Origin of the sequence: Escherichia sp. WS3227_2 (assembly GCF_046486495.1) — a bacterium.
Lineage (GTDB): Bacteria > Pseudomonadota > Gammaproteobacteria > Enterobacterales > Enterobacteriaceae > Escherichia > Escherichia coli.
In genome coordinates, this window is record NZ_JBJQLG010000007.1 from 1 (window position 1) to 15,178 (window position 15,178).

19 protein-coding genes are annotated in these 15,178 nt (G+C 52.0%); 5 read left to right on the forward strand and 14 right to left on the reverse strand.

All coding sequences use genetic code 11. The annotated features are described in order from the left end of the window. From ACJHXB_RS11265 to fkpA, 9 genes are all read right to left on the reverse strand, one after another. A partial coding sequence (locus tag ACJHXB_RS11265; protein WP_073972214.1) for a GTP-binding protein occupies window positions 1–637 on the reverse strand: 637 nt, incomplete at its 3' end. 70 nt (window positions 638–707) lie between these two features. Further along, on the reverse strand, window positions 708–2,822 hold the full coding sequence (gene fusA / locus ACJHXB_RS11270; RefSeq protein WP_000124700.1) for an elongation factor G: 2,115 nt from the start codon (window positions 2,820–2,822) through the stop codon (window positions 708–710). A gap of 96 nt (window positions 2,823–2,918) precedes the next feature. Beyond that, window positions 2,919–3,389 (reverse strand): 30S ribosomal protein S7, encoded by a 471-nt coding sequence (gene rpsG, locus ACJHXB_RS11275; protein WP_001138043.1) that lies wholly within the window; start codon window positions 3,387–3,389, stop codon window positions 2,919–2,921. Window positions 3,390–3,485: 96 nt separating this feature from the next. Next, complete coding sequence (rpsL, locus tag ACJHXB_RS11280; RefSeq protein ID WP_000246815.1) at window positions 3,486–3,860, reverse strand: 30S ribosomal protein S12; 375 nt, start codon at window positions 3,858–3,860, stop codon at window positions 3,486–3,488. A gap of 125 nt (window positions 3,861–3,985) precedes the next feature. Further along, a complete protein-coding gene (gene tusB / locus ACJHXB_RS11285) occupies window positions 3,986–4,273 on the reverse strand; it encodes a sulfurtransferase complex subunit TusB (protein ID WP_000903377.1) in 288 nt (95 codons plus the stop codon). A 7-nt stretch (window positions 4,274–4,280) separates the two neighbouring features. Next, complete coding sequence (gene tusC, locus ACJHXB_RS11290) at window positions 4,281–4,640, reverse strand: sulfurtransferase complex subunit TusC (RefSeq protein ID WP_000820714.1); 360 nt, start codon at window positions 4,638–4,640, stop codon at window positions 4,281–4,283. Next, window positions 4,640–5,026: a sulfurtransferase complex subunit TusD gene (gene tusD / locus ACJHXB_RS11295; RefSeq protein ID WP_001209712.1), complete on the reverse strand. Its 387-nt coding sequence runs from the start codon at window positions 5,024–5,026 to the stop codon at window positions 4,640–4,642. Before tusD ends, tusC begins: the two co-directional genes overlap by 1 nt. Beyond that, the gene (locus ACJHXB_RS11300; RefSeq protein WP_000091466.1) at window positions 5,026–5,748 is read right to left on the reverse strand and encodes a transcriptional regulator; all 723 of its coding nucleotides are present in this window, start codon (window positions 5,746–5,748) and stop codon (window positions 5,026–5,028) included. The genes tusD and ACJHXB_RS11300 overlap by 1 nt, the downstream gene beginning before the upstream one ends. Window positions 5,749–5,914: 166 nt before the next feature. Then, a complete protein-coding gene (fkpA, locus tag ACJHXB_RS11305) occupies window positions 5,915–6,727 on the reverse strand; it encodes an FKBP-type peptidyl-prolyl cis-trans isomerase (RefSeq protein WP_000838269.1) in 813 nt (270 codons plus the stop codon). Window positions 6,728–6,947: 220 nt separating this feature from the next. Between fkpA and ACJHXB_RS11310 the strand changes: the two genes are divergently transcribed. Continuing rightward, entirely contained in the window at window positions 6,948–7,166 is a 219-nt protein-coding gene (locus ACJHXB_RS11310) for a protein SlyX (RefSeq protein ID WP_001153537.1), read from the forward strand. 48 nt (window positions 7,167–7,214) lie between these two features. On the opposite strand, the gene slyD is transcribed toward ACJHXB_RS11310, so the two are convergent. From slyD to kefG, 4 genes are all read right to left on the reverse strand, one after another. Then, the gene (gene slyD, locus ACJHXB_RS11315) at window positions 7,215–7,805 is read right to left on the reverse strand and encodes a peptidylprolyl isomerase (protein WP_000861334.1); all 591 of its coding nucleotides are present in this window, start codon (window positions 7,803–7,805) and stop codon (window positions 7,215–7,217) included. A 94-nt stretch (window positions 7,806–7,899) separates the two neighbouring features. Then, window positions 7,900–8,100, reverse strand: a complete 201-nt coding sequence (locus ACJHXB_RS11320; protein ID WP_001007730.1) for a YheV family putative zinc ribbon protein — start codon at window positions 8,098–8,100, stop codon at window positions 7,900–7,902. A gap of 9 nt (window positions 8,101–8,109) precedes the next feature. Continuing rightward, window positions 8,110–9,915, reverse strand: a complete 1,806-nt coding sequence (gene kefB, locus ACJHXB_RS11325) for a glutathione-regulated potassium-efflux system protein KefB (RefSeq protein ID WP_000399099.1) — start codon at window positions 9,913–9,915, stop codon at window positions 8,110–8,112. Beyond that, on the reverse strand, window positions 9,915–10,466 hold the full coding sequence (gene kefG / locus ACJHXB_RS11330; RefSeq protein ID WP_001297514.1) for a glutathione-regulated potassium-efflux system ancillary protein KefG: 552 nt from the start codon (window positions 10,464–10,466) through the stop codon (window positions 9,915–9,917). The genes kefB and kefG overlap by 1 nt, the downstream gene beginning before the upstream one ends. A 130-nt stretch (window positions 10,467–10,596) precedes the next feature. On the opposite strand from kefG, the gene ACJHXB_RS11335 reads away from it, so the two are divergent. The 4 genes from ACJHXB_RS11335 to ACJHXB_RS11350 are packed head-to-tail and all read left to right on the forward strand — an operon-like array spanning window position 10,597 to window position 14,667. Then, window positions 10,597–12,510: an ABC transporter ATP-binding protein gene (locus ACJHXB_RS11335; protein ID WP_000634840.1), complete on the forward strand. Its 1,914-nt coding sequence runs from the start codon at window positions 10,597–10,599 to the stop codon at window positions 12,508–12,510. Beyond that, a complete protein-coding gene (locus ACJHXB_RS11340; RefSeq protein WP_000057375.1) occupies window positions 12,510–13,532 on the forward strand; it encodes a hydrolase in 1,023 nt (340 codons plus the stop codon). Before ACJHXB_RS11335 ends, ACJHXB_RS11340 begins: the two co-directional genes overlap by 1 nt. Then, a complete protein-coding gene (locus ACJHXB_RS11345; RefSeq protein WP_000907085.1) occupies window positions 13,526–13,744 on the forward strand; it encodes a YheU family protein in 219 nt (72 codons plus the stop codon). Before ACJHXB_RS11340 ends, ACJHXB_RS11345 begins: the two co-directional genes overlap by 7 nt. Window positions 13,745–13,797: 53 nt before the next feature. Beyond that, window positions 13,798–14,667 carry a phosphoribulokinase gene (locus ACJHXB_RS11350; RefSeq protein ID WP_001274675.1) on the forward strand — a complete coding sequence of 290 codons (870 nt, stop codon included), beginning with the start codon at window positions 13,798–13,800 and terminating at the stop codon, window positions 14,665–14,667. 54 nt (window positions 14,668–14,721) lie between these two features. Here the strand turns inward: ACJHXB_RS11350 and ACJHXB_RS11355 are convergent, their stop codons facing one another. After that, complete coding sequence (locus ACJHXB_RS11355; protein ID WP_001148908.1) at window positions 14,722–15,126, reverse strand: OsmC family protein; 405 nt, start codon at window positions 15,124–15,126, stop codon at window positions 14,722–14,724. Window positions 15,127–15,178: the final 52 nt, after the last annotated feature.

Genomic DNA, 15,178 nt, shown 5'->3' on the forward strand with positions numbered 1-15,178 from the left:
GCAGGAACGGCTTGTCAATCGCACGCTCTGGTTCCGGAATGTAAGAATCCAGGAAGCCAGCCAGTTCCAGGATTTTCGCTTCCCACTCTGCGTCGCCTTCCAGCGCTTTCAGAGCAGAACCACGAACGATCGGAGTGTCGTCGCCCGGGAAGTCGTACTGAGACAGAAGTTCACGAACTTCCATTTCAACCAGTTCCAGCAGCTCTTCGTCATCAACCATGTCGCATTTGTTCAGGAACACGATGATGTACGGAACGCCTACCTGACGACCCAGCAGGATGTGCTCACGAGTCTGCGGCATCGGGCCGTCAGTCGCAGCAACTACCAGGATCGCGCCGTCCATCTGAGCAGCACCGGTGATCATGTTTTTAACATAGTCGGCGTGCCCCGGGCAGTCTACGTGTGCGTAGTGACGGGTCGGGGTGTCATATTCAACGTGAGAAGTGTTGATGGTGATACCACGAGCTTTTTCTTCCGGCGCGTTATCGATCTGGTCGAATGCACGAGCAGCACCGCCGTAGGTTTTAGCCAGTACGGTGGTGATTGCAGCGGTCAGAGTAGTTTTACCGTGGTCAACGTGGCCGATAGTACCAACGTTAACGTGCGGTTTTGTACGTTCAAATTTTTCTTTAGACACGGCTATATTCCTTACTATAGTGCTCTCCCCTTCAGGAGAGAGCACGGGACTTTGGTATTAACCCTTAGGCTTATTTACCACGGGCTTCAATTACGGCCTGAGCAACGTTACTCGGCGCTTCATCATACTTCAGGAATTCCATGGTGTATGATGCACGACCTTTGGTCAGAGAACGCAGCTGAGTTGCATATCCGAACATTTCAGACAGCGGTACTTCAGCGTGGATCTTAACGCCAGTAACTTCAGATTCCTGACCTTTGAGCATACCACGACGACGGCTCAAGTCACCGATAACGTCACCGGTGTTCTCTTCCGGAGTTTCTACTTCAACCTTCATGATCGGCTCAAGCAGAACTGGTTTCGCTTTCTTAAAGCCTTCTTTAAAGGCGATAGAAGCAGCCAGTTTAAACGCCAGTTCAGAGGAGTCAACGTCATGGTAAGAACCGAAGTGCAGACGAATACCCATGTCTACTACCGGGTAGCCTGCCAGCGGACCTGCTTTCAGCTGTTCCTGGATACCTTTATCAACGGCCGGGATGTATTCGCCAGGGATTACACCACCTTTAATGTCGTTGATGAACTCGTAGCCTTTCGGGTTTGAACCCGGCTCCAGCGGGTACATGTCGATAACAACATGACCATACTGACCACGACCACCAGACTGTTTCGCGTGTTTACCTTCAACATCGGTAACTTTCTGGCGGATAGTTTCACGGTAAGCAACCTGCGGTTTACCTACGTTCGCTTCAACGTTGAATTCACGCTTCATACGGTCAACGATGATGTCGAGGTGCAGTTCGCCCATACCCGCAATGATGGTCTGGTTAGATTCTTCGTCAGTCCATACACGGAAAGACGGGTCTTCTTTAGCCAGACGGCCCAGAGCCAGACCCATTTTTTCCTGGTCAGCTTTGGTTTTCGGTTCAACTGCGATGGAGATTACCGGCTCAGGGAATTCCATACGTTCCAGAATGATCGGCGCATCCGGGTCACACAGGGTGTCACCAGTGGTTACGTCTTTCAGACCGATAGCAGCAGCGATGTCGCCCGCGCGAACTTCTTTGATCTCTTCACGTTTGTTAGCGTGCATCTGAACGATACGACCGAAACGCTCACGTGCAGCTTTCACGGAGTTCAGTACGGTATCACCAGAGTTAACCACACCGGAGTAAACACGGAAGAAGGTCAGGTTACCAACAAACGGGTCGGTAGCGATTTTGAACGCCAGTGCAGAGAACGGCTCGTCATCACTTGCGTGACGTTCAGCCGGAGTGTCTTTACCGTCGTCCAGGATACCGTTGATCGCAGGTACGTCAACCGGGGATGGCAGGTAATCGATTACCGCATCCAGCATCGCCTGAACACCTTTGTTCTTGAACGCAGAACCACAGGTTACCAGGATGATTTCGTTGTTCAGAACGCGCTGACGCAGAGCACCTTTGATTTCTGCTTCAGTCAGTTCTTCACCACCCAAGTATTTTTCCATCAGCTCTTCAGAAGCTTCAGCTGCGGATTCGATCAGGTTCTGGTGCCATTCGTTAGCCAGTTCAACCATGTCTGCCGGGATATCTTCGTATTCGAAGGTTACGCCCTGGTCAGCGTCGTTCCAGTTGATAGCTTTCATTTTCACCAGGTCAACAACACCGGTGAAATGTTCTTCAGCACCAATCGCCAGCTGCAGCGGAACCGGGTTCGCGCCCAGACGGGTTTTGATCTGGTTAACAACTTTCAGGAAGTTCGCACCCATGCGGTCCATTTTGTTAACGAACGCAATGCGCGGAACTTTATATTTGTTTGCCTGACGCCATACGGTTTCAGACTGCGGCTGAACACCACCAACTGCGCAGTAAACCATTACCGCACCATCGAGAACACGCATGGAACGTTCTACTTCGATTGTGAAGTCAACGTGCCCCGGGGTGTCGATGATGTTGATGCGATGCGGCTCATACTGCTTAGCCATACCAGACCAGAATGCAGTAGTCGCAGCGGAAGTGATGGTAATACCACGTTCCTGCTCCTGCTCCATCCAGTCCATGGTTGCAGCGCCGTCATGAACTTCACCGATTTTATGGTTTACACCGGTGTAGAACAGAATACGTTCGGTAGTAGTGGTTTTACCGGCGTCGATGTGCGCACTGATACCGATGTTACGGTAGCGTGCGATGGGTGTTGTACGAGCCATTTGTTTCCTCGTTTATCTTTTAGGCGTTCAATTTAAGTAGCCCAAAGCGGGCTGCTTACTGGAAGCGCCCGCCTGGTGACTAAAACTCCGAAGGGATTACCAACGGTAGTGTGCGAACGCCTTGTTGGCTTCGGCCATACGGTGAACGTCTTCACGTTTCTTAACTGCAGTACCTTTGTTTTCTGCAGCATCAGAAAGTTCGTTCGCCAGGCGCAGAGCCATGGATTTATCACCGCGTTTACGAGCAGCTTCAACGATCCAACGCATTGCCAGAGCATTACGACGAACCGGACGGACTTCAACTGGTACCTGATAAGTAGAACCACCAACGCGGCGAGACTTAACTTCTACAGTCGGGCGCACGTTTTCGAGAGCTACTTCGAATGCTTCCAGTTCAGATTTACCAGAGCGCTGAGCCAGGGTCTCCAGCGCGCTGTATACGATAGATTCGGCAGTAGATTTTTTACCATCTACCATCAGGATATTTACAAATTTAGCCAGCAGTTCTGATCCGAACTTCGGATCCGGCAGAATTTTACGCTGACCAATGACGCGACGACGTGGCATGGAAATACTCCGTTGTTAATTCAGGATTGTCCAAAACTCTACGAGTTTAGTTTGACATTTAAGTTAAAACGTTTGGCCTTACTTAACGGAGAACCATTAAGCCTTAGGACGCTTCACGCCATACTTGGAACGAGCCTGCTTACGGTCTTTAACGCCGGAGCAGTCAAGCGCACCACGTACGGTGTGGTAACGAACACCCGGGAGGTCTTTAACACGACCGCCACGGATCAGGATCACGGAGTGCTCCTGCAGGTTGTGACCTTCACCACCGATGTAGGAAGTCACTTCGAAACCGTTAGTCAGACGAACACGGCATACTTTACGCAGCGCGGAGTTCGGTTTTTTAGGAGTGGTAGTATATACACGAGTACATACGCCACGTTTTTGCGGGCATGCTTCCAGCGCAGGCACGTTGCTTTTCGCAACTTTGCGAGCACGTGGTTTGCGTACCAGCTGGTTAACTGTTGCCATTAAATAGCTCCTGGTTTTAGCTTTTGCTTCGTAAACACGTAATAAAACGTCCTCACACAATATGAGGACGCCGAATTTTAGGGCGATGCCGAAAAGGTGTCAAGAAATATACAACGATCCCGCCATCACCAGGCCATCTGGCTGGAGTGCTTAACCGTAAGTCTGACGAAATCAGTATAGTCAATGGGAATGATGTCGTTCGAAATTTGACCAGTCAAACCGCGGGCAATAAGGTCTTCGTTCAGGGCATAGACCTTAATGGGGGCATTACGCAGACTTTCAAGGTAGCGGTTACCGTCAACTGCGGCAGTTACACCATCTTGCAATAATAGCAGTTCGTCGCCTTCACTGAGTAGACGCAACAGCGCAGCAAAATCCGTCAGCCAGGGTGAACGATGTAATGTGTGCAGCATAAACGCCTCAAAACCTCAAAATAACATCGTAGTTGGCGAGTTCGCGGCGTAAGGCATCTGCTTCGAGCGGCGTGGCTTCGACAACAAAGGGTGTCTGCGGATCTAACCCGCGTTCGCGCAGTGAAGCCGCACAAACCCAGCACTGTTCAATGTCGTACAGACCCAACAATTTAAAAGTGGCAATGTAATCACGCGCCAGCACTGCATCGGGCTTTTGTCCTGGCAGCAGCTGAAAAACGCCATCAGCAATAAAGAAGACGGCCAGATCGTCAGTTAATGCGGAAGTTGCCAGTAAAGCATCTAAACCTTCCCGACCAGCAGCTGTACCATGAGGTGCAGTAGAAAAAACAAACGCAATTCGTTTCATCAGAACTGTACCACCCTGTCACAGGTCAGCGAGGCTTCCGCCAGCGCGCCAAGTCCGCTTAAGGTAAATCCCGACTGAAGATTTGACGAAGCCAGCCCCAGCCTTCCTGCTTCAGTTTCATCGACGATACCGCGGCGTAACGCTGCCGCTACGCAGATATTCAGCGCCACACCATGTTGCGCATTCAACTGTTGCCAGCCGCGCACAAGGTCAAATTCGTCACTTGCCGGTGAGGTCAATTGGTTAGCGTTATAGACCCCTTCCCGATAGAAAAAGACGCTGCTTAACTCATGGCCTTCTACTATCAGCGCCTGCGCAAACTGAAAAGCACTACTCGCCTGTTGCGTACCGTATGCTGGCCCGGTCACCACGATGGCAAAACGCATTACTTATCTTGTCCCTGGAAATCACCGCTTTTGAACTGGCGGATGTAGAGATAGACAGTGTGTTTGGAGATGTTCAGGCGGTCAGCAACCTGGTTGATCGCATCTTTAATATCGAAGATCCCTTTCTCGTAGAGATTTAGCACGATCTGACGATTTTTGGCGTTATTAGAAACATTGCGATCGGCATTCACTTCTTCGATGGTGAACTCCAGCGTTTGGGTAACCAGATCTTCAACAGAAGAGGCAAAGTTGACGCTTGAACCGACATCCGGAGTTTCTGGCGGCACAAAGGTGCTCATAATCTGCGAGAAGGGAACATCAAGATTCATATTGATGCACAGCAGACCAATTACACGCTGTTCGCGGTTACGAATCGCGATAGTCAGGGACTTCATTAATACGCCGCTTTTGGCGCGAGTAAAGTAGCATTTAGAAACGCTGCTATCCGCTCCCGTCATATCGTGCAGCATACGTAGCGCCAGGTCGGTAATTGGCGAACCAATCTTCCGGCCTGTATGTTCACCGTTAGCAATGCGAATGGCTGAACATTTTAGATCCTGCAAAGAGTGCAAAACGATTTCACAGTGGGAGCCAATAAGCATCGCTAACCCGTCCACCACCGCTTCGTAGGATTTCAGAATATCAAAATCGGTCTGGTCGAAAGGACGTTGATCCAGTAAATCCAACTCACTGGTTTCGTTGGTTAAAAGCGACCTGGACATGAAAAAAAACACTCCTTTTCAGGAGCCTGTCGTTAACTTTTCAGGGCAGGCTCATTAATGATGCGGGTAACTAAATTAATACAGCGGAGGTTCCGCTTTCCAGCACTAATTATATCCGGCCTGTAATAAAAAAACCGCCGCCTGGTCAGGCGGCGGTTCTTAATGCTTATTTTTTAGCAGAATCTGCGGCTTTCGCATCAGCTTCCGGCTTTGCATCAGCCTTCGGCGCTGGTTTCACATCCAGCAGCTCTACGTCAAACACCAGGGTAGAATTCGGTGGGATCCCCGGAACACCCGCTTTGCCGTAAGCCAGTTCTGGTGGAATAACCAGTTTGATCTTACCGCCTTTCTTGATGTTCTTCAGACCTTCTGTCCAACCCGGAATAACACCGTCCAGACGGAAAGAGAGCGGTTCACCACGGGTGTAAGAGTTGTCGAACTCTTTACCGTCGATCAGCGTACCTTTGTAGTTCACGACAACAGTATCGCTGTCTTTCGGTGCTTCGCCTTTACCGGCTTCGACTACCTGATAAACCAGACCAGTTGAAGAGGTTTTCACACCTTTCTCTTTGGCAAATTTCTCGCGGTACTCTTTACCTTTCACTTCGTTATCTGCCGCGTCTTTTTCCATCTTCGCCTGAGCAGAAGACTTCACGCGAGCTTCGAATGCTTGCAGTGTCTGTTCGATCTCTTGGTCGGAGAGTTTGCTCTTATCAGCAAATGCATCCTGAACACCAGCGATCAGCTGATCTTTATCCAGTTTGATGCCCAGTTTTTCTTGTTCTTTAAGAGAATTTTCCATGTAACGACCCAGCGAAGCACCCAGTGCATAAGCTGATTTCTGATCGTCATTTTTGAACGCTGCTTTGCTGTCAGCAGTTGTAGCAGGTTTTGCAGCTTCAGCAGCAAAAGTGATCGGTGCATGCAGGGCAACGGCCATTGTGGTCGCCAGCAGCGTTACTTTAAACAGTGATTTCATCCATATCTCCAGGATCGGGGCATCTCACCCCAGGGTTAACTATTATCAGAAGGGTACTATAAAGCGTTGTCGAACAAATCTACATACAGACACGCCCTATTATCATCTATTTTCAGACTCTTTTTGTTTAAATTAGTTTCGATGACCGCGAAATGAGTGCTGTCTCGGGCAGCAAAGTTAAGTAGAATCCGCGGCGACCATTCGACAAAAGAGGTGAATCATGCAGGATTTATCATTTGAAGCACGCCTGGCAGAGCTGGAGAGCCGACTGGCTTTTCAGGAAATCACCATTGAAGAACTGAACGTCACGGTGACCGCTCATGAAATGGAGATGGCGAAACTGCGCGATCATCTGCGTCTGCTGACCGAGAAGCTAAAAGCCAGCCAGCCGTCGAACATCGCGTCGCAGGCTGAAGAAACGCCACCGCCACATTATTGAGGCGTAAAAAAAGCGGGGATTCCCCGCTTTTTTGTCACTTTTTCGGTATTAGTGGCAACCGCAACCGCCGTTACCTTTACCGCCGCAGCAGCCTTCGCCACCGTGTTCATGACCGTGATCGTGGCCATGACCACCGCAGCAACCGTCGTGGTCGTGATCGTGGTGATGATCGTGCGCACCGTGAACGTGGCCATGAGCCAGTTCTTCTTCAGTCGCTTCGCGAATCGCCACAACTTCAACGTTGAATTTCAGGTTCTGACCGGCCAGCATGTGGTTACCATCAACCACGACGTGATCGTCTTCAACCGCAGTGATTTCAACCGGTACCGGACCCTGGTCAGTTTCAGCCAGGAAACGCATACCTACCTGCAGTTCATCAACGCCCATAAATACGTCTTTAGGAACGCGTTGCACCAGGTTTTCGTCGTACTGACCGTAAGCGTCGTTCGCGCCAACAGCGACATCAAATTTGTCGCCAACTTCGTGACCTTCCAGCGCCGTTTCCAGGCCAGAGATCAGGGAACCGTGACCATGCAGGTAGTCCAGCGGCGCACTCACCGGAGACTCATCAACCAACACACCGTCTTCTGTACGTACCTGATAGGCCAGGCTGACCACCAGGTCTTTTGCTACTTTCATGATATCTCCTGAGCATGGGAAGAATAGTGGCGCAGATTGTAGCGGAATTCTGCAGCCGTGTACTCACTAGCTTAAAAAAACTCGGCGCATATCGCTAGTCCGGATGAAAAATCCCGATCACTTGCTCATCTTTGCGAACGTGATCGCGGGCTTCTTTGTCCGCTTCTCGCATCTGATGTCCGCACTTAACACATTCAACAATATCAATATTATTTTCGCGCCACATCGCCATTGAATCCTGCGCCTGACAGGCCGGGCATTTTGCCCCCGCAATAAAACGTTTTCGGATTGCCATCTTTACCCTCTACTCAAATTCATCCCAGCCGTCCAGCTGGCGTCGTTCTTGTTGCATTTCACGCTGGAAAATCTCTTCCAGTTCGCGTCGGGCTTCCCTGGCGCGAGAAATTTGTACGGTGTCGGCATGCATTGGGATGAGCTCCCGCAACATCCGCATATCCAGGCGGCGAAAATGCAGTTGCGCCCGCTGCGCCTGATGTGGATGCATGCCTAGCGTGACCAGCGTCTTGCGCCCCAGCTCTAACGCACTGGAGAATGTCTCACGAGAAAACTGCGTCACCCCTGCCTGTAATAACTCATGCGCCTCCACACGTCCGCGCGCTCGCGCAAGAATATGTAAATGCGGAAAGTGCTGCTGGCATATTTCCACCAGTTTCATGGTGTCTTCCGGCTCATTACAGGTAATGACGATAGACTCAGCGGCCTCTGCACCCGCAGAACGTAAAAGATCTACCTGCGTGGCGTCGCCGTAATAAACTTTGTAGCCATATTTGCGCATCAGGTTAACGGCACTGATATCCCGCTCCAGCACAGTAATGCGCATTTTATTTGCCATCAGCAAACGACCAATCACCTGACCAAAACGTCCAAAGCCCACGACAATGACCTGCGGTTTATCATCGTTGACCCACGGTTTTTCATCCTCTTCTTCCGGTCCGTTAAACTGGCGGGATAGCCATTTATCTACCAGCTTCATCAGCAGCGGCGTGGTCATCATGGAAAGCGTCACCGTCACCAGCAACAGCGCCATCTGGTCACCCTGGAATAAGCGTTGTGAAGAAGCGGTAGAAAAGAGCACAAAGGCAAACTCACCGCCCTGACTCAACACGCCAGCAAACTGCATCCGCTCTGAGCTACGCACGCCATACAGTCGCGCCAGCAGATACAGCACGAGAATTTTCACCGCCACCAGCACAACCACAGCTATCACTACCCACAACAGATGGGTATAAAGCACCCCGAGGTTGAGCGACATGCCGACAGAGATAAAGAACAAACCGAGCAGCAACCCCTTAAACGGATCGATAGCCGTTTCCAGTTCATGGCGATATTCACTTTCCGCCAGCAGCACGCCTGCAATAAACGTACCGAGCGCCATCGACAGCCCCAGCGCATCCATAAACAATGCGGAACCCAACACCAGCAGCAACGTCGCGGCGGTGAACACTTCCCGCACGCCAGAAGCTGCAATAAAGCGGAATACCGGACGCAGTAAATAGCGCCCGCCAATCAGCATGCCGACAAACGCCAGCACCTTCATGCCGATCTTCATCCAGTCGAAATGTTCGTCTGCCGAACCCGCCAACAACGGCACTAACGCCAGTGCCGGGATCACTGCCAGATCCTGAAACAGCAGAACCGAAAACCCGAGCTGCCCGGATTCGCTGCGATTCATCCCTTTATCACGCATCAGTTGCAACGCCATTGCGGTTGAGGACATCGCAAGGCCAATACCACCGACCACCGCCGCCTGCCAGGCGAAATCCGTCAGCATCAATAATCCCGCCAGCAACGCCGCGCTTAACAGCACCTGTGCCGCACCTACGCCAAAAATCGAACGCCGCAATTGCCAAAGCTTGGAGGGATTCAACTCCAGGCCGATGATAAACATCAGGAACACCACGCCGAGTTCCGAAAAGTGGAGGATCTCATCGACGTCGCTAATAAAACCCAGCCCCCACGGGCCAATTGCAATCCCTGCCAGCAAATATCCCAACACAGCGCCAATACCCAGCCGCGATGCCAGCGGCACCGCAGCCACCGCCGCGAAGAGAAACAACACTCCTGCGAGTAAAAAATCGGAACCTTCCATCAGCGGCCTCCTGGAGACAGCGGATTTGCCAGCCAGTCACCGTAGGCTCTGGCGTGACTCGCCAGCTCCTGTGCGCTTTGCCGTCTCGCCCAGTAAATAATGATGGGACTCAACCAATGCATCCGGCACATGCCCGCCGCTAGTTCAAAGGGGCGCAGAACATCGCTCATCGGGTAGCGATTCAAGGCGTCATAACGGTAAGCACTTTCCGGCTCGCCGGTGGTAATCACGCTACGCCAGTACTTTCCCGCCAGTTGGTTTCCTCCCGGCCCGCTGGCAAAACCACGGCTTAATACCCGGTCCAGCCACTCTTTCAGTAGCGCCGGGCAGCTATAGGTATAAAGAGGATGCTGAAAGACAATCACCTCGTGCTCGCGCAGTAATGCCTGCTCACGGGGGATATCAATAAAAAAATCGGGATAGTGCGCGTAAAGGTCGTGCACGGTAACATTGCTGAGCTGCGTGGCCGGTTTAAGCAGTACCCGGTTTGCCACCGAGTCCTGAGATTCCGGATGGGCATACAGCAGCAAAACTTTCGCTGGCTGAGACATCATCCCCCTCCCGGTATGGTTTTTGTGTATAGTCGCTGTTTTGGGCTACCATTGCGCCCGGTGCGGCAGCTCGCCCATACATTACATTATCATAATGATAAGTTAACATAGTCTGAACATACGGCACCTTATGATTGTTTTCTCCTCGTTACAAATTCGTCGCGGCGTGCGCGTCCTGCTGGATAATGCCACCGCCACCATCAACCCCGGGCAGAAAGTCGGCCTGGTGGGTAAAAACGGCTGTGGTAAATCTACCCTGCTGGCATTGCTGAAAAATGAACTCAGCGCCGACGGCGGCAGCTACACCTTTCCGGGAAGCTGGCAACTGGCGTGGGTGAATCAGGAAACGCCGGCGTTACCGCAAGCAGCGCTGGAATATGTCATTGACGGCGACCGTGAATATCGCCAACTGGAAGCGCAGCTACGCGACGCCAACGAACGTAACGACGGGCACGCCATTGCGACCATTCATGGCAAGCTGGATGCTATTGACGCATGGAGTATTCGCTCCCGCGCCGCAAGTCTGTTGCACGGCCTCGGTTTCAGCAATGAACAACTCGAGCGTCCGGTAAGTGATTTCTCCGGTGGCTGGCGTATGCGTCTTAACCTTGCCCAGGCGCTGATTTGCCGTTCAGACTTGCTGCTGCTCGACGAACCGACTAACCACCTCGATCTCGATGCCGTTATCTGGCTGGAAAAATGGCTGAAGAGCTATCAGGGCACGCTGATCCTGATCTCTCACGACCGCGATTTCCTCGATCCGATCGTCGATAAAATTATTCATATCGAACAACAAAGCATGTTCGAGTACACCGGCAACTACAGTTCGTTTGAAGTACAGCGCGCCACCCGTCTGGCGCAGCAACAAGCGATGTACGAAAGCCAGCAGGAACGCGTGGCGCATCTGCAAAGTTATATCGACCGTTTCCGTGCCAAAGCCACCAAAGCGAAGCAGGCCCAGAGCCGTATTAAGATGCTGGAGCGTATGGAGCTGATTGCCCCCGCGCACGTCGACAACCCGTTTCGTTTTAGCTTCCGCGCGCCGGAAAGCCTGCCTAATCCGTTATTAAAGATGGAAAAAGTCAGCGCAGGCTATGGTGATCGCATTATTCTCGACTCGATTAAACTGAATCTGGTGCCCGGCTCGCGCATTGGTCTGTTAGGCCGCAACGGCGCGGGTAAATCGACATTAATCAAACTGTTAGCTGGCGAACTTGCGCCAGTCAGCGGTGAAATTGGTCTGGCGAAAGGGATCAAGCTCGGCTACTTCGCCCAGCATCAACTGGAATACCTGCGCGCCGACGAATCGCCTATTCAACATCTGGCACGTTTAGCGCCGCAGGAACTGGAACAAAAACTGCGTGACTACCTCGGCGGCTTTGGTTTCCAGGGCGATAAAGTGACGGAAGAAACGCGCCGCTTTTCCGGTGGGGAAAAAGCCCGCCTGGTGCTGGCATTAATCGTCTGGCAGCGTCCGAATCTGCTGCTGCTCGACGAACCGACCAACCACCTTGACCTCGACATGCGTCAGGCACTCACCGAAGCATTAATCGAGTTCGAAGGCGCGCTGGTTGTCGTCTCGCACGACCGTCATTTGCTGCGTTCCACCACTGACGATCTCTACCTGGTTCACGATCGTAAAGTCGAACCGTTCGACGGCGATCTGGAAGATTATCAACAGTGGTTGAGCGACGTACAAAAGCAGGAAAACCAGACCGACGAAGCGCCAAAAGAGAACGCAAACAGCGCCCAGGCACGTAAAGATCAGAAGCGTCGGGAAGCGGAGCTGCGTGCGCAAACCCAACCGCTGCGTAAAGAGATCGCCCGTCTGGAAAAAGAGATGGAAAAGCTGAACGCACAGCTGGCGCAGGCGGAAGAGAAACTCGGCGACAGCGAACTGTACGATCAAAGCCGTAAAGCAGAACTGACCGCCTGCCTGCAACAGCAAGCCAGCGCCAAATCCGGCCTGGAAGAGTGCGAAATGGCGTGGCTGGAAGCCCAGGAGCAGCTTGAGCAGATGCTGCTGGAAGGCCAAAGCAACTGATGGCGCAGATAACGACGACCGATGCCAATGAATTCAGCAGCAGTGCTGAATTCACCCCTATGCGCGGCTTTAGCAATTGTCATCTACAAACCATGCTGCCGCGTCTGTTTCGTCGCAAGGTGAAATTCACCCCGCACTGGCAGCGACTGGAGTTGCCCGACGGCGATTTTGTCGATCTCGCGTGGAGTGAAGATCCTGCACAGGCGCGGCATAAACCGCGTTTAGTCGTGTTTCACGGGCTCGAAGGCAGTCTCAATAGCCCTTACGCCCACGGTCTGGTTGAGGCGGCGCAAAAGCGTGGCTGGCTGGGCGTGGTGATGCATTTTCGCGGATGCAGCGGTGAACCAAACCGTATGCACCGCATTTACCATTCGGGCGAAACCGAAGACGCCAGTTGGTTTTTACGCTGGCTGCAACGCGAATTTGGTCATGCGCCAACGGCTGCCGTCGGCTATTCGCTCGGCGGAAATATGCTGGCCTGTTTGCTGGCAAAAGAAGGTAATAACCTCCCGATTGATGCAGCGGTAATTGTCTCCGCGCCATTTATGCTGGAGGCCTGTAGTTACCATATGGAAAAGGGCTTTTCCCGCGTTTATCAGCGTTACTTGCTGAACCTGTTAAAAGCCAATGCCGCGCGCAAGCTGGCAGCCTACCCCGGAACGCTGCCGATTAATCTCGCGCAGTTAAAATCGGTACGTCGCATCCGTGAATTTGACGATCTCATCACCGCCAGAATTCACGGCTACGCTGACGCTATCGACTATTATCGTCAGTGTAGCGCCATGCCGATGCTCAATCGGATAGCCAAACCGACGCTGATTATTCACGCCAAAGACGATCCGTTTATGGATCATCAGGTGATCCCGAAACCGGAAAGTCTCCCCCCGCAGGTGGAGTATCAGCTGACTGAACATGGCGGTCATGTTGGCTTTATTGGCGGTACATTACTTCATCCACAAATGTGGCTGGAGTCACGCATTCCTGACTGGTTAACAACGTATCTGGAGGCGAAATCATGTTGATTCCGTGGCAAGACCTCTCCCCCGAAACGCTGGAAAATTTAATTGAAAGCTTTGTGTTACGTGAAGGCACCGATTATGGTGAACATGAGCGTACACTTGAACAGAAAGTCGCCGACGTCAAACGCCAGCTACAGTGCGGAGAAGCGGTGCTGGTATGGTCGGAGCTGCACGAAACGGTCAATATCATGCCGCGCAGTCAGTTTCGCGAATAACCTGCAACCGTCGGCGGACGAGATAATAATGATAGCTAAGTCATGGAGTTACTATGTCTGCCAAACATCCGGTCATTGCGGTAACAGGATCTAGCGGCGCGGGGACCACCACCACCAGCCTCGCGTTTCGTAAAATATTCGCGCAGTTAAATCTGCATGCAGCCGAGGTGGAAGGCGACAGTTTTCACCGTTACACCCGCCCGGAAATGGACATGGCGATCCGCAAAGCGCGCGACGCCGGGCGGCATATCAGCTACTTCGGCCCCGAAGCGAACGACTTTGGCCTGCTGGAACAAACCTTCATTGAATATGGTCAGAGCGGCAAAGGGAAATCTCGCAAATATCTGCATACCTACGATGAAGCCGTACCGTGGAATCAGGTACCGGGGACATTCACCCCCTGGCAACCTTTACCGGAACCCACTGATGTACTGTTTTATGAAGGTTTACACGGCGGCGTAGTCACGCCACAGCATAACGTTGCGCAGCATGTGGACTTACTGGTCGGCGTGGTGCCTATCGTTAACCTTGAGTGGATTCAAAAACTGATCCGCGACACCAGCGAGCGCGGGCACTCACGAGAAGCAGTGATGGACTCGGTAGTGCGCTCAATGGAAGACTATATCAACTACATCACACCGCAGTTTTCCCGCACCCATCTTAACTTCCAGCGCGTTCCCACCGTCGACACTTCAAACCCGTTCGCGGCAAAAGCTATCCCGTCGCTGGATGAAAGCTTTGTGGTGATCCATTTTCGTAATCTGGAAGGGATCGATTTCCCCTGGCTGCTGGCGATGTTGCAAGGCTCATTCATTTCCCACATCAATACGTTAGTGGTACCGGGCGGCAAAATGGGTCTGGCAATGGAATTAATTATGCTGCCGCTGGTGCAACGATTGATGGAAGGAAAGAAAATCGAGTAACTTTGCTATTACGCCGGATAAAATACTATCCGGCTTCACAATGGGATAGTTAAATCACGCGGCAACCACTTCATACGAGTGAGTAATATTCACCGCTTTTTCCAGCATCAACGCCACTGAACAATATTTCTCGGCAGAGAGATCTACCGCACGCGCAACCGCTGCGTCTTTCAGGTCGCGACCGGTGACGATAAAATGCAGATTAATGTGCGTAAACAGGCGTGGTGCCTCTTCGCGGCGTTCAGAGGTCAATTTTACTTCACAATCGACCACATCCTGACGCCCTTTTTGCAGAATAGAAACCACATCGATGGCACTGCAACCACCCGCCGCCATCAACACCATTTCCATCGGACTTGGTGCTTTATCACCAGAGTTACCGTCCATTAAAATCTGGTGACCAGAGGCGGATTCGCCCAGAAAAGTTAACCCTTCGACCCACTTCACTCGCGCTTGCATTTTTGCCACTCCACTGCATCAAATTTATTCACAGCGTACGCGTACTGAGCAA